13 protein-coding genes and 1 riboswitch are annotated in these 13,120 nt (G+C 72.6%); of the genes, 6 read left to right on the top strand and 7 right to left on the bottom strand.

Annotated features, from left to right (window positions below):
• Window positions 1-116: 116 nt before the first annotated feature.
• A complete protein-coding gene (locus ACZ601_RS11655; RefSeq protein WP_469536001.1) occupies window positions 117-749 on the top strand; it encodes a sulfite oxidase-like oxidoreductase in 633 nt (210 codons plus the stop codon).
• 22 nt (window positions 750-771) lie between these two features.
• On the opposite strand, the gene ACZ601_RS11660 is transcribed toward ACZ601_RS11655, so the two are convergent.
• The 5 genes from ACZ601_RS11660 to thiO all read right to left on the bottom strand — a co-directional run bounded on the left by ACZ601_RS11660 (window position 772) and on the right by thiO (window position 5,859).
• The gene (locus tag ACZ601_RS11660) at window positions 772-1,629 is read right to left on the bottom strand and encodes a deoxyribonuclease IV (RefSeq protein ID WP_469536004.1); all 858 of its coding nucleotides are present in this window, start codon (window positions 1,627-1,629) and stop codon (window positions 772-774) included.
• 6 nt (window positions 1,630-1,635) lie between these two features.
• Complete coding sequence (gene pknB / locus ACZ601_RS11665) at window positions 1,636-3,555, bottom strand: Stk1 family PASTA domain-containing Ser/Thr kinase (RefSeq protein WP_469536006.1); 1,920 nt, start codon at window positions 3,553-3,555, stop codon at window positions 1,636-1,638.
• Between the two features lie 113 nt (window positions 3,556-3,668).
• The gene (locus ACZ601_RS11670; protein ID WP_440575207.1) at window positions 3,669-4,463 is read right to left on the bottom strand and encodes a thiazole synthase; all 795 of its coding nucleotides are present in this window, start codon (window positions 4,461-4,463) and stop codon (window positions 3,669-3,671) included.
• Window positions 4,464-4,465: 2 nt separating this feature from the next.
• On the bottom strand, window positions 4,466-4,684 hold the full coding sequence (gene thiS / locus ACZ601_RS11675) for a sulfur carrier protein ThiS (protein WP_469536009.1): 219 nt from the start codon (window positions 4,682-4,684) through the stop codon (window positions 4,466-4,468).
• Window positions 4,681-5,859 carry a glycine oxidase ThiO gene (thiO, locus tag ACZ601_RS11680; RefSeq protein WP_469536486.1) on the bottom strand — a complete coding sequence of 393 codons (1,179 nt, stop codon included), beginning with the start codon at window positions 5,857-5,859 and terminating at the stop codon, window positions 4,681-4,683. The genes thiS and thiO overlap by 4 nt, the downstream gene beginning before the upstream one ends.
• A riboswitch (TPP riboswitch) is annotated at window positions 5,857-5,969 on the bottom strand. It overlaps the preceding gene by 3 nt.
• Before the next feature lie 193 nt (window positions 5,970-6,162).
• Here thiO and ACZ601_RS11685 point away from each other — a divergent pair.
• From ACZ601_RS11685 to ACZ601_RS11705, 5 genes are all read left to right on the top strand, one after another.
• The gene (locus tag ACZ601_RS11685; RefSeq protein WP_469536489.1) at window positions 6,163-7,344 is read left to right on the top strand and encodes an NAD(P)/FAD-dependent oxidoreductase; all 1,182 of its coding nucleotides are present in this window, start codon (window positions 6,163-6,165) and stop codon (window positions 7,342-7,344) included.
• 108 nt (window positions 7,345-7,452) lie between these two features.
• Window positions 7,453-7,818: an Rv2175c family DNA-binding protein gene (locus tag ACZ601_RS11690; protein WP_123526562.1), complete on the top strand. Its 366-nt coding sequence runs from the start codon at window positions 7,453-7,455 to the stop codon at window positions 7,816-7,818.
• Window positions 7,819-7,911: 93 nt separating this feature from the next.
• Window positions 7,912-8,565: a thiamine phosphate synthase gene (thiE, locus tag ACZ601_RS11695; RefSeq protein WP_469536012.1), complete on the top strand. Its 654-nt coding sequence runs from the start codon at window positions 7,912-7,914 to the stop codon at window positions 8,563-8,565.
• A 124-nt stretch (window positions 8,566-8,689) separates the two neighbouring features.
• Window positions 8,690-9,607, top strand: coding sequence for a methylenetetrahydrofolate reductase [NAD(P)H] (gene metF / locus ACZ601_RS11700; RefSeq protein WP_440575350.1), 918 nt, complete (start codon window positions 8,690-8,692; stop codon window positions 9,605-9,607).
• Window positions 9,608-9,657: 50 nt separating this feature from the next.
• Entirely contained in the window at window positions 9,658-10,635 is a 978-nt protein-coding gene (locus ACZ601_RS11705; protein ID WP_469536016.1) for a hypothetical protein, read from the top strand.
• A 58-nt stretch (window positions 10,636-10,693) separates the two neighbouring features.
• Here the strand turns inward: ACZ601_RS11705 and ACZ601_RS11710 are convergent, their stop codons facing one another.
• On the bottom strand, window positions 10,694-12,211 hold the full coding sequence (locus tag ACZ601_RS11710; RefSeq protein WP_469536017.1) for a phytoene desaturase family protein: 1,518 nt from the start codon (window positions 12,209-12,211) through the stop codon (window positions 10,694-10,696).
• 52 nt (window positions 12,212-12,263) lie between these two features.
• Complete coding sequence (locus ACZ601_RS11715; RefSeq protein ID WP_469536020.1) at window positions 12,264-12,881, bottom strand: DUF4126 domain-containing protein; 618 nt, start codon at window positions 12,879-12,881, stop codon at window positions 12,264-12,266.
• Window positions 12,882-13,120: the final 239 nt, after the last annotated feature.

The raw sequence follows: 13,120 nt of genomic DNA on the forward strand, positions 1-13,120 counted from the left end.
GCCGCATCTTCGCATCGCACCCGGTGGCCGTCCAGTAAGTACATGCTTAGTAAGGCATGCCCGAATCGTCTCTGTGCTGGTCATGACCACCCCTGCCTGTCTGTCACCATGGAGTCATGGGTCAGCCGGAAAGCCGGGAAAACCGCGCAGCAGAGCAGTCCGAGCTTCCGCCGGGGCAGCGACTTCAGCGAGGCTGGCCGGTCACCCATTACGGACCGGTGCCGAAGTTCAAACCCGAGCGCTGGGAATTCCGCGTTTTCGGGGCCACCGCCGATGGCGACAAGCACTGCTGGAACCATCAGGAATTCTCGGAACTGCCGTTCTCCTCGGTCGTCGCGGATCTGCACTGCGTGACGAAATTCAGCATGCTCGGCGCCGAGTGGGGCGGGGTGCTCGTCCGCGACGTCGTCGCCCTCGCACCGCCCGCGCCCCAAGTCACCCATGTGATGGTCTGGGCCGAATACGGATTCAGCTCGAACCTCAGGATCGACGACTTCACGGCGGAACGGGCCCTGTTCGCCACCCACAAGGACGGCGAGCTGCTCACCGCGGAGCACGGCTTCCCGCTCCGGCTCGTGGTTCCGCAGTTCTACGCCTGGAAGGGCCCCAAGTGGGTCCGGGGCATCGAGTACATGACCGCCGACCGCCGCGGCTTCTGGGAGGAGCGCGGCTATCACAACGTCGGCGATCCGTGGAAGGAGCAGCGCTACTCCTACCAGGAGGAGCCCGGGGACGGCCCCGAGCTCTGACCTCACCACGGGCTGAGCGCGGTCAGCTCCGGCCGCGCAGCTCCTTCAGCCGGGCCACGTCCGCCGCGTGGCCCTCCTTGCCGCCCGGCGTCTCGATGATCAGCGGTACGCCCTCGGTGGCCGGATGGGAGAACAGCTCCCGGAACGGCTCCTCACCGATGTGACCGGCGCCGATGTTCTCGTGCCGGTCCTTGTGGGCACCGGCCACGTCCTTGGAGTCATTGGCGTGGATCAGCTGGAGCCGGCCCGCGCCGACCGTCTCCACCAGCAGGTCCAGCGTCTCCTTCATCCCGCCGGGACCGGCCAGATCGTGTCCCGCCGCGAAGATGTGGCAGGTGTCGAGGCAGACGCCAAGCTTCGGATGGGCGTCGAGCGCTTCGAAGTACGGGCCGAAGTCCCAGGTCCGCGAGCAGAGCGAGAAGCCCTGGCCCGCGGTCGACTCCAGCAGCAGGAACGGGTCGTCCTCGTGCGTCAGCTCGTCCAGCAGCGGCCGCAGGTGTGTGCGTACCTGGGCCAGCGCCTCCTCGCGCGGCCTGCCGTTGGTCGCGGAGCCGGTGTGCACCACGACGCCCAGAGCGCCGATCTCGCGGGCCCGGCGCAGGGAGTGGCGCAGCGAGTCCACGGACTTCTCGACGGTCGCCGGGGTGTGCGAGCCGAAGTTGATCAGGTACGGGGCGTGTACGTAGGCGGGCATGGACGCGGCGGCGCACTCGGCCCGGAACCGCTCGTCCTGCGCCGGGTTCCCCGCGGGCGTCGCCCAGCCGCGCGGATTGGCGACGAAGACCTGGACGGCCTCCGCGCCCATCTCCCGGGCGTAGGGGAGGCCGACCTTGGCCAGGCCACCGGCCACCGGCACGTGGCCACCGACGGGGTTGCGCATAAGGCCCTACAGTCCCTTGGTCTTGATGGTGATGGTGCTGCCCTCCGGCGCCCGGTCGCCGCCGTCGACGGACTGGCTCGCGATCGTGTCGCTGAAGGAGAGGAACGGGCGGTCGACCTTGACCTCGAAGCCCGCGTCCTCCAGCTCGCTCCGGGCGTCGTCCACGTCCTTGCCGGTGACGTCCGGCACGTCGATCATGCGGGGGCCCTTGGAGACCGTCAGCGTGATGGTGTCGCCCTCGGCGGCCTCCTTGCCCTCGGCGGGGGACTGCTTGGCGACGTCGCCCGCGTCCTCGGGGGAGTTCACCCGGCCCGGCAGCACCTTGGCTTTCAGGCCCTCATCGTCCAGCGCGTCGGTGGCGTCCTCGACGGAGAGGCCGGTGACGTCGGGGACGTCGACCGGGCTGCCCTTGGAGACGACGAGTGCGACCGCGGTGTCCGGGTGGCGCTCGGCACCGGCCTCGGGGTCCGTGCGCACCACCTCACCGGCCGCCGCGTCCTCGCTGAACTCCTTGGTGGTCATGCCGGGCACCAGGCCCGCCTTCGTCAGCTGCCGCTTGGCCTCGGCCAGCTTGACGCCCTCGACATCGGGCACCTTCACGATCTCGGGCCCGCGCGAGACGACGAGCCTCACCGAGCCGTTGCCCCGGATCCGGGCGGCCGACTTCGGGTCGCTGTCGATCACCTTGCCGCGCTCGACGGTGTCGCTGTAGGCGCGCTCCACGCCCTTCAGCTCCAGGCCGGCGTCCGACAGCCGCTCCTTGGCCGCCTTCTCGCTCTGGCCGAGCACCCGGGGGACGTGGGTGAACTGTCCGGAGTTGATGTACCAGACACCGCCGCCGATCCCGAGGACCAGCAGCACCGCGACGACCGAGGCGATGATGCCGCGCCGGGGGCCGCCGAGGAACCCGGCCCGGCGGGCGGGCCGCTCAGGCGGCAGCGGCGGGGGCGTCTCCAGCCGGCTGGTGTGGTGGGCGGTGCCCTGACCGGGCGGCAGCACCCTCGGGATCACGCTCGTGCGGTCCTCCGCGGCGTCGCGCACCTCCGCCAGGGCCTGTGGCGGTACGGCGTCCAGCTGGGCCTCTGTGAGCCCGGCGCGGGCCTCGCGGGACTCGGCGAGCAGTGCGACCGCGTCGAACGGCCGCACCTCGCGGTCCCGCGCGGTGGCGCTCGCGACCAGCCTGTCCAGCTCGGGCGCGAGCCCGGGGACGAGGGTGGAGGGGGCCGGGACGTCCTCGTTGAGGTGCTGGTAGATGACCTGGGCGGGGGACTCCCCGGTGTGCGGCTTGGCGCCGGTGAGCATCTCGTACAGCACCACGCCGCACGCGTACACATCGGCGCGGGTGTCCGCGGTGCCGTGCTCGATCTGCTCGGGGGCGAGATAGGAGACGGTGCCCAGGATGGAGCCGGTGGTGTTGGTCACCGTGCCCACGGCCCGTACCAGGCCGAAGTCCGCGACCTTGACCCGGCCGTCGTCGCCTATGAGCACGTTCTCCGGCTTCATGTCCCGGTGTACGAATCCGGCCCGGTGCGCGGCGCCGAGCGCGGCGAGCACCGGCTCCAGGATGTCCAGCGCGGCCCGAGGCTGCAGCGCGCCGCGCTCGCGCAGCACATCGCGCAGCGTGCAGCCCGCGACGTACTCCATGGCCAGGTAGACGTACTGACCCTGGGCTCCCTGGTCGAAGACCCCGACCACATTGGGGTGCGCGAGCCCCGCCACCGACTTGGCCTCGCGGATGAAGCGCTCGACGAACGAGGCGTCGGTCGCGAGCGCCGGGTGCATCACCTTGAGGGCGAGCACCCGGTCGAGGCGGGTGTCCATGGCCCGGTAGACCGTGGCCATGCCGCCCACGGCGATGCGGGCATCGACGCGGTAGCGGCCGTCGAGCAGCTGCCCGACGAGAGGGTCCTGGAGGGTCGTATCCACGCAGCGAGTCTACGAGCCGCCACGGACACCACCGACTGCCCGGGGCGATCCCGGGGCAGTACTGCAGCCGAGCCGTGACAGGGACACGCGATCCGGTGCCGCGGGGCCCTGCGTCAGAACGCCGGGCGCTCCGGGTCCAGCGCCGCACGCCCCGCCACCGGCGACGATGCCTCGGCGAAGTGGCGGCGCGGGATCCGGCCCGCCCGGTACGCGAGGCGCCCGCCCTCCACCGCGTGCCGCATCGCGGCGGCCATCAGCTCGGGCTCCTGGGCCCGGGTCACCGCCGAGGCGAGCATCACAGCCGCGCACCCCAGCTCCATGGCGAACGCCGCGTCCGAGGCCGTACCGGCGCCCGCGTCCAGGATCACCGGGACCCCGGCCCGCTCGGTGATCAGCTGGAAGTTGTGCGGATTGCGGATGCCCAGGCCCGAGCCGATCGGGGAGCCGAGCGGCATGACGGCCGCGCACCCCACGTCCTCCAGCTTCCGGGCCAGCACCGGGTCGTCATTGGTGTACGGCAGCACGGTGAACCCGTCGTCCACCAGGATCTCGGCGGCGTCCAGCAGCTCGACCGGGTCGGGCAGCAGGGTGCGCTCGTCGGCCACCACCTCCAGCTTGACCCAGTCGGTGCCGAGCGCCTCGCGGGCCAGCCGGGCGGTGAGCACGGCCTCGCCCGCGGTGAAGCAGCCCGCCGTGTTCGGCAGCACCCGGATGTCGAGCTTCTTCAGTACGGAGAGCACGGAGCCCTGCACGGTCGGGTCGAGGCGGCGCATCGCGACGGTGGTCAGCTCGGTGCCGGAGGCGGTCAGCGCGCGCTCCAGCACATCGAGGCTGGGCGCCCCGCCCGTCCCCATGATCAGCCGGGAGCCGAAGGTGGTGTCCCCGAGGGTGAAGAGGTCGTCGGACACGGTCAGCCTCCCTGGACCGCGGTGAGGACCTCGACCCGGTCGCCGTCCGCGAGCGCCGCGCCGGACCACTGGCCGCGCGGCACGACGGTCTCGTTCAGCGCCGCCGCGACCCCGGAGGGCGCTTCGGTCAGGGTCGCGACGAGGACGTCCAGGGTGGTGCCGGCGGCGACGGTGACGGTCTCGCCGTTCACGGAGACGGCCAGTGAGGTGGGCGCGGTCATGCGGGCTGCTCCTGTCGTACGGGGGCGGCGGCCGGGAAGCGGCCGGGGGAGAAGGGGCGGGCCACCTCGGGCAGCTCGCCCTCGGCCAGCAGCCGGGCCATGGCGTCACCGGTGACCGGGGTGAGGAGCACCCCGTTGCGGTGGTGGCCGGTGGCGAGGTGGAGGCCGGGCAGCGCGGTGCGGCCGAGCAGCGGGGCGTTGTCGGGGGAGGCGGGGCGCAGACCGGCCCGGGTCTCGGTGAGCGGCAGCTCGGTGATGCCGGGCACCAGCTCGTGGGCGTCGCGCAGCAGCTCGTAGACCCCGCCCGCCGTGACGGTGGTGTCCCAGCCCATCTCCTCGCTGGTGGCGCCGACCACCAGTTCGCCGTTCTCGCGCGGCACGAGGTAGAGGTGGCTGCCCCGGACCACGGCCCGCACGGTGCGGCTGAGGAAGGGGGCGTACGCGGTGGGTACGGTCAGCCGCAGCACCTGGCCCTTGACCGGGCGGACGGGTGGCCGGACGTGCTCCGGCACCTCCGCGAGCCGGCCGCTGAGGCTGCCGGCGGCGAGCACGACCTGATCGGCCGGCAGCTCGGAACCATCGGCCAGTACCGCCCCGGTGGCCCGGTCGCGCACCACGGAGAGCCGCTCTGCCCGCTGCCGGTGGAAGACGACCCCGGCCCGCTCGCACGCCGTCAGCAGCGCGGCGGACAGCCGGCGCGGGTCGACCTGGTGGTCGCCGTCGACCCGCAGTCCGCCGCGTACGCCCGGCGCGAGCATCGGTTCCAGGCGCCGGCACTCCCGGCCGGTGAGCCACTGCGACTCCAGCCCGGAGCGGCGCTGCAGCTCGTGCAGCTCCCGCAGATGGGCGCGGTCGTCGGTGTCCAGCGCGACGGCCAGGGTGCCGCAGGCGCGGAACCCGATGTCCTGCCCGCTCGCCGCCTCCAGCTCGGCCGCGAACGCCGGATAGCGCGCGGCGGAGGCCAGGTTGAGCCCCAGCAGCATTTCCTCGCCGTAGTGCAGTTCGGTGACGGCGGCCAGCATTCCGGCCGCGACCCCGGCGGCCCCGCCGCCCGGCTCCGGATCGACGACCGCGACGGTCAGACCGCGCTGGGCGGCCCGCCAGGCGGTGACCAGGCCGATGATCCCGCCCCCGATGACGAGGACCTCGTAGCCGCTCTCGTGGTGGACAGGCATGGGCATCCAGCCCCTCCCTTCGCCGGCATGACCCGGATCAGGTTCGTACGGTCGGAGGCCGTCCAGCCTCCCTCTCAGCCCGGTACGTCCGGGCTCCCGCGAGTCTTTTACGTCAGCCACCCTAGACCCAGCCTCCCTGGACGGGTAAAGCAGGAGGCCGGTGGTACGAGGACGGTGAGGAACCCCTTTCCTGACGGACCGTCAGTTGATTAAGGTGGTCGGGTGAACGAGCAGCAGCGGGCAGAGCGGCCGGAGCGGCAGTCGGAGCGGGCCGGGCGGCGGGTGGTCGTCGTCGGCGCGGGCATGGCGGGTGTGCAGACGGCGGTGGCCCTGCGGGAACAGGGCTTCACCGGCGCCCTCACTCTCATCGGCGCCGAACCCCATCAGCCCTACGACCGTCCACCGCTGTCCAAGGCGGTGCTGCTCGGCAAGGCCGAGGAATCCGCCTTCGACATCGACTTCGAGACACTCGGCATCGAGTTGCGGCTGGGCCGCGAGGTCACGGGCCTGCGCGCCGCGGACCACGAGCTGGACACCTCGCAGGGGCCCGTCCCCTACGACGTCCTGGTCATCGCCACCGGAGCCGAACCCGTCGTGCTGCCCGGCTCCGAGGGGGTGCCGGGGGTCCATCTGCTGCGCACCCTGGACGACGCGGCGCGGCTGCGGCCCGTCCTGGACGCGGGGCACACCGTCGTGGTCGTCGGCGCGGGCTGGATCGGCGCCGAGTTCGCCACCGCGGCCCGCTCCGCAGGCTGCGAGGTCACCGTCGTCGAGGCCGCGGAACGCCCCCTCGCGGGCGCCCTCCCCGCCGAGGTCGCCGCCCCGATGGCCGCCTGGTACGCGGAGAGCGGCGCCACGCTGCTGACCGGGGCGCGGGTGGCCGGGGTCGAGCCGGGCCGGGTGCTCCTGGCGGACGGCCGCGCCCTGCCGGCCGACGCCGTCGTCGTGGGGATCGGCGCACGGCCCGCCACCGGATGGCTGGCCGGCTCCGGCGTCGCACTCGGGCCCGACGGATCTGTGACCGCCGACGCGGCGCTGCGCACCTCGCTGCCCGACGTGTACGCCGTGGGCGACTGCGCCTCCTTCCCCTCCGCGCGCTACGGGGCGCGGCTGCTGGTCCACCACTGGGACAACGCGCTCCAGGGGCCGCGGACCGCGGCCGCCCACATCATCGGGGCGTCGCCGGACGGGTCGGAGCCGCCCGCCTACGACCCCGTGCCCTATTTCTGGTCCGAGCAGTTCGGCAGGTTCGTGCAGTACGCGGGCTACCACGAGGGCGCCGACACCCTGCTGTGGCGCGGCGATCCGGACGGTCCCGCCTGGTCCGTGTGCTGGCTGCGAGGCGGTGTCCTGGCCGCCGTGCTCTCCGTCGGCCGGCCGCGCGACCTGATCCAGGGACGCAAGCTCATCGAGGCGGGGACGCCGCTCGATCCGCGGCTGGCCGGTGACGCCTCGGTGCCGCTGAAGTCGGCCGTACGCCAGTAGGGCCTGTCCGGCGGATCAGGCCCCGGCCGCACCGCCGACGGGGTGCGCGAGGCCCCCAAGGGCGGAGTCCGGGTGTCGGCTGTCAGTCCGGGATGGCAGGCTTGTCCCGTGACCGAGATTGACGCAAAGATCGATGCTCTCGTCCCTGCCTGGCTCCACCTTCCCGATATCGCCGAAATGTTCGATATCCAGGTGACGCGTGTACGGCAGCTGGTCAAGGAGGGCCAGCTCATCGCCGTACGACGTGGTGAGAACCGGGCGCTCCAGGTGCCTGCCGCCTTCATCGACGGCGACAAGGTGGTCAAGGGCCTTTCGGGGACCCTGACGCTCCTGAGGGACGACGGCTACTCCGACGAGGAGATGCTGGAATGGCTCTTCACCCCCGACCCGAGCCTGCCGGGCACGCCCGCGCAGGCGCTGAGTGAGAATCGCGGCACGGAGGTGAAGCGCCGCGCCCAGGCGCTCGCCGTCTGACCTTTTGCCGTACCGGGATGCGGGCCGCGCCGTGCGGTCCGCATCCCTCCGCGCCACCTGACCGACGTCATCGCTCCCCGGGGGAACCTCGCCATGCCCAAGCCTCGCGCACCGCTCTCCGACGCCCGGCTGTACCTGTGCACGGACGCCCGAAGGCGCCAGGGAGACCTCCCCGAGTTCCTCGACGCGGTGCTTTCCGGCGGAGTGGACATCGTCCAGCTCCGCGACAAGGGGATGGAGGCGGCCGAGGAGCTCGAACACCTCGCGGTCCTCGCCGAGGCGTGCGGGCGGCACGGCAAGCTCCTCGCGGTCAACGACCGGGCCGACGTGGCTCACGCCATCGGCTCCGACGTGCTGCACCTGGGCCAGGGTGACCTGCCGGTGCCCGCCGCCCGCGCGATCATCGGCCAGGACGTCGTCATCGGCCGCTCCACGCACGCCGAGGCCGAGGTCGACGCCGCCGTGGCCGAGCCCGGCGTGGACTACTTCTGCACCGGCCCCTGCTGGCCCACTCCGACCAAGCCCGGCCGCCACGCACCCGGTCTGGACCTCGTCCGCTACGCCGCCTCGCTCGCCCCGGCCCGCCCCTGGTTCGCCATCGGCGGCATCGACGCCGGCAACCTCGACGAGGTGCTCGACGCCGGAGCGCGCCGCGTCGTCGTCGTACGTGCCCTCACCGAGGCGTCGGATCCGGCTGCCGCCGCCGCCGAGCTGGCCGAAAGGATCCGGGCGCGCGCCGACGCGTGATCCGCCGGCCTTCCGGGGACGTGTTTGGGACATCGGTGTCCGAAGCGTGGACAAGAACCGGTCAATTCGGGCAAATCTCGCCAGTTCGGTTGGGTCGCCGTCACGCCCTGGTTAACCTGCCGTTATGGCCTTCGGTACACCCTCCACCAGGACAGATCGCGCGCGCACCGTGCGCGAGATGCTCGCGACCGGCAAGACCCTGCACTCGTTCGAGTTCTGGGCGCCCAAGACCGAGAAGGGTGAACGGAACCTCTGGAACGCGCTGCGCCGGATCGAGGCGGTGGGCCCGAGCTTCGTCTCGGTGACGTACGGAGCCGGCGGGTCCACCAGGGCCGGGACGGTGAAGGCGACCCAGGACATCGCCGCCGAATCCACCCTCACCCCGGTCGCGCACCTCACGGCGGTCAACCACTCCATCGCCGAACTGCGCAACATGATCGGCCAGTACGCGGACGCCGGGATCCGGAACATCCTCGCCGTGCGCGGTGACCCGCCCGGCGATCCGATGGGTCCGTGGGTCGAGCACCCGCAGGGCGTGCGGTACGCGGCGGATCTCGTCCGGCTGATCAAGGAGTCCGGCGACTTCTGCGTCGGCGTCGCGGCCTTCCCGGAAATGCATCCGCGCTCGGCCGACTGGGACACCGACATCCGGCACTTCGTGGACAAGTGCCGCGCCGGCGCGGACTACGCGATCACCCAGATGTTCTTCGACCCGGAGGACTATCTGCGGATGCGTGACCGGGTGGTCGCCGCCGGTTGCGAAACTCCGGTCATTCCCGAGGTGATGCCCCTCACGAGCGTCCGGCAATTGGAGCGATTCGCGCAGCTCAGCAACGCGACGCTGCCCACAGCCCTGAAAGAACGCATCCTCGCCGCCAAGGACGATCCCGCCGCTGTACGCTCCATTGGCATCGACTTCGCAACGCGGTTCTGCGCGAAGCTGCTCTCCGAGGGTGTCCCCGGGCTGCACTTCATCACGCTGAACAACTCGACGGCGACGCTCGAAATCTACGAAAATCTCGGACTGCACAGGCAGTCGTGACCGGCCGTACCCGCCGAGCTCCGGGGCGGCGGCCGTAGAAGGGGGCGGGCATGGGCTGGACGGTCCTCTACATCGCGTTCGGCATCGTTGCGCTGTGGCTGCTCGGAGAGGTGCTGCTCCAGTACAAGGCGCGACTCCGCTGGCGCCTGCTCGCCTTCACCGGTTTCGTCGGTGTGGTCATCGGTGTACTGATGCCGTCCGTGCCCGTGATCGTGATCGGCGCGATCGCCTTCGCGACGGGCCAGACGTACGTCACGCTCTCGTTCCGGCGCGGGTTCTCGACCGGCTGGGCCATAGGCGGCAGCCCCGGCGAGAGCCGCCGCCGCCGTGGAAGCCCCGACCGCGAACCCCGGCTGCAGGTCTCTGACCTGGAGACGGAGTACGAGCCCGGCTCCACGCCGCCGGAGCCGTCCCACGCCCCGCAGGGCCCGGCGGCGGTCTACGAGCCGGAGCCCCTGCCGGACGACACCGGCCAGTACGGCGTCTACACCGACTCCCGGCCCCGGCAGGAACAGCAGCAGCACCAGGGACCCGAACAGCCCCAGGGCCGGCCGCAGTACGCCGGTTACGAGCCCTACACCGACTACTCCGCGTACCCGGCGCAGGGCCAGGACGCCTACGGCGGCCAGGAGCCCTACGGCAGCCAGGGCGGCTACCCCGGCCAGGAGACCTACGCGGGCCAGGACGGCTACGCGGGAGCCGGGCAGTACGACTACGGCACCTCCGGGCAGCAGTACGCGGCCTACTCCGACCCGTACATCGGCACCGGCACGACCGCGGGCGCCCCGCAGTACGGCACGTACGACAGCTACGGGAACCACGACAGCAACGGCGGCGGGGCGCAGTACGCCGACCCGTACGCCCCGTCCGAGCAGTACGCCCCCGAGACGCCTCCGGGCGGGGTCTGGGTGCCGCAGCAGCGCGAGGGCGAGCAGCACTACGCCCCGCTGCCCCCGGAGCAGCCCGCCGAGCCGGCCCCGTACCCGAACGGCTACGACACCGGCCACAACGACCAGTACCGCTACTGAGCCCGCGACGGCCGCCGGGACGGTACCCGGCGCCGCTCCCGCTCGGGCGACGCCCGGCTCACTGCGAGCCGCGGAAGCCGTCCCCCTCGACGATCAGCCCCGCGACCAGCGTCCCCGACATCCCCGCGTGCGCCGGCCCGCCGCCCGGATGCGACCAGCCGCCCGCCAGCAGCAGGCCGGGCAGCCGGGTGCTGTTGCCCGCGTGCAGATACCCGCCCCCGGCCCCGGCCAGTGCGGGCGGGGGAACCGCGCCACCCGCCGCGCCGGTCTCCGCCTCGGTCTCCGCGGGCGTCCGCACCTCCGTGTGGAGCACGCGTTCGCGCAGGCCCGGCACGGCCGCGTCCGCCGCGTCGATCAGGGTGTCCGCGTACCGCTTCCGCAGCGCGGCGTCCGTCCAGTCCACCGCGCCGTGCGGGGCGACCGTCGCCATCAGGGTCACCGCCTCGTGGTCCGCGTCGGGACGGGTCGAGGGGTCGTCGGGGCGCAGCACCGTCACCGTGGGGTGCTCGGCGAGCCGGCCACCGAACACCGCCGCGCGCTCGGCCGCCCCGTCCGTCGGATGAACCAGCGTCCGGTGCACGGCATCGGAGGGGCGGGCGCCGCGCAGCGACAGCAGCACCAGGAACCGGCCCGTCGCCCCGGCGCCGCCCGGCCGGGGCTGGACCGTCACATCGCCGTCCCGCCAGATCTCCTGACCGGGAATCAGCCCCGGTCGCGGCTGGGCGCCCAGGACCACATGGGCGGCTTCCGCGACCGTCCCGTCGGCCAGCTCCACACCGGCCGCCCGGCCGTCCTTCTCCACCACCCGGGCCACTTCGGCACCGAAGACGAACTCCACCCTGCGCGCCAGGCACCGCTCGTACACCGCCCGCGCCAGCGCCCGCATGCCACCGGAGACGTACCAGCTGCCGAACGTCTCCTCCATGTACGGCAGCAGGGCCGCGCTCGCCGGGGCGTGCAGCGGATCCAGGCCGTAGGACAGCGCGTACCCGTCGAGCAGGGCGGCCAGCCGGGGGTCCGCCAGCTCCCAGGAACCCACCTCCGCCACCGTGCCGGCCCGCAACGCCGGGCGCAGCAGCCGCCGCCGCACCGGGGCCGGGTACGGATCACGGGCCAGCACCTGCCAGTCGGGGCGCAACGGCTCCTCCAGCAAGGGCCGCCTGGACCGGTCCCAGGCATCCCCGGCCCGGTCCAGGAACGCGCCCCAGCGCGCACCCGCACCGTCCCCGAGCGCCGCGTCCAGCGCAGTGACGACTCCGGACCGTGAGGCGTTCGGCAGCGACACCGAGGTGCCGTCCGCGAAGACATGACGGCTCGCCGGATCGACCTGGGACAGCGTGACGCACCGCTCCAGCGGCTCCTTGCCCGTCTTCACGAACAGGTCGCGGTAGACCGCGGGCAGATGCAGCAGGGAGGGTCCGGTGTCGAACGCGAAGCCGCCCCGGGCATGGCGGCCGAGCGAGCCGCCGAAGGTCTCGGAGCGCTCGTACACCGTCACCCGGTGGCCTGCCACGGCCAGCCGGGCCGCCGCCGACATCGCGCCCATCCCGGCGCCGATCACCGCAATACGTGCCATGGCAGCGACCTTAACGGCCGCCACCGACAGCTCAGCCGTCAGGCCAGCTGGATCAGCCGTCAGGCCACCGGGAAGGGACGGCGGCCGGCCGCTTCTCCTCCCGCCGCTGCGCCCTGCGGCGCAGGAACCGGCGGATGCGGGAGGCCAGGAAGGCCAGTATCACCAGACCGAGCACCAGCAGCGTCCCGGCGATGGTGGCCGCGATCCAGGGATGGAATATGGCGAACGTGACGACGCCGGCCACGCCCAGGTCCTCGACCGTGCTCATGGCGATATTGCTGAACGGCTCCGGCGAGGTGTTGACCGCCATCCTGGTGCCCGCCTTCACCAGATGGCTCACCAGCGCGGTGGAACCGCCGACGGCCCCGGCCGCGAGCTCCGGCAGCGAACCGTCCCCGCCCGCCAGCAGCGCCGCGACGACCGCTCCGGAGACCGGCCTGATGACGGTGTGGGCGGTGTCCCAGACCGAGTCTACGTAAGGGATCTTGTCGGCCACCAGCTCGCACAGGAAGAGCACACCGGCCACGACGAGCACATCGGTGCGCTGGAGCGAGGCGGGCACCTCGTCGCTCACACCGGTCGCGCCGAAGATGCCGAGGAGGAGGACCACCGCGTAGGCGTTGATCCCGCTCGCCCAGCCGCTTGTGAACACCAGGGGGAGTACGGACACGCAGGCGATCGTAATCAGTTGGCGTACGGGCTGGGGAGGGCTTCGGTGCGCAGCTCTGAGTATCCGTACCTAGGAGACGAGATGAGTAGGGACGCGGATGGGCCGCCACCTGCTTGGACGGCAGAGTGGTGACCACGGGAGGGGCGCCGCGACGGTACCGCCGGCACGGGGCGGCGGAACAGGCGCGGTGCCCCGTCCGAACGGGGGCAGCGACGGAGGGCCCGGGACCACGGGGGAAC

The organism is Streptomyces sp. NPDC104307, from assembly GCF_055584045.1.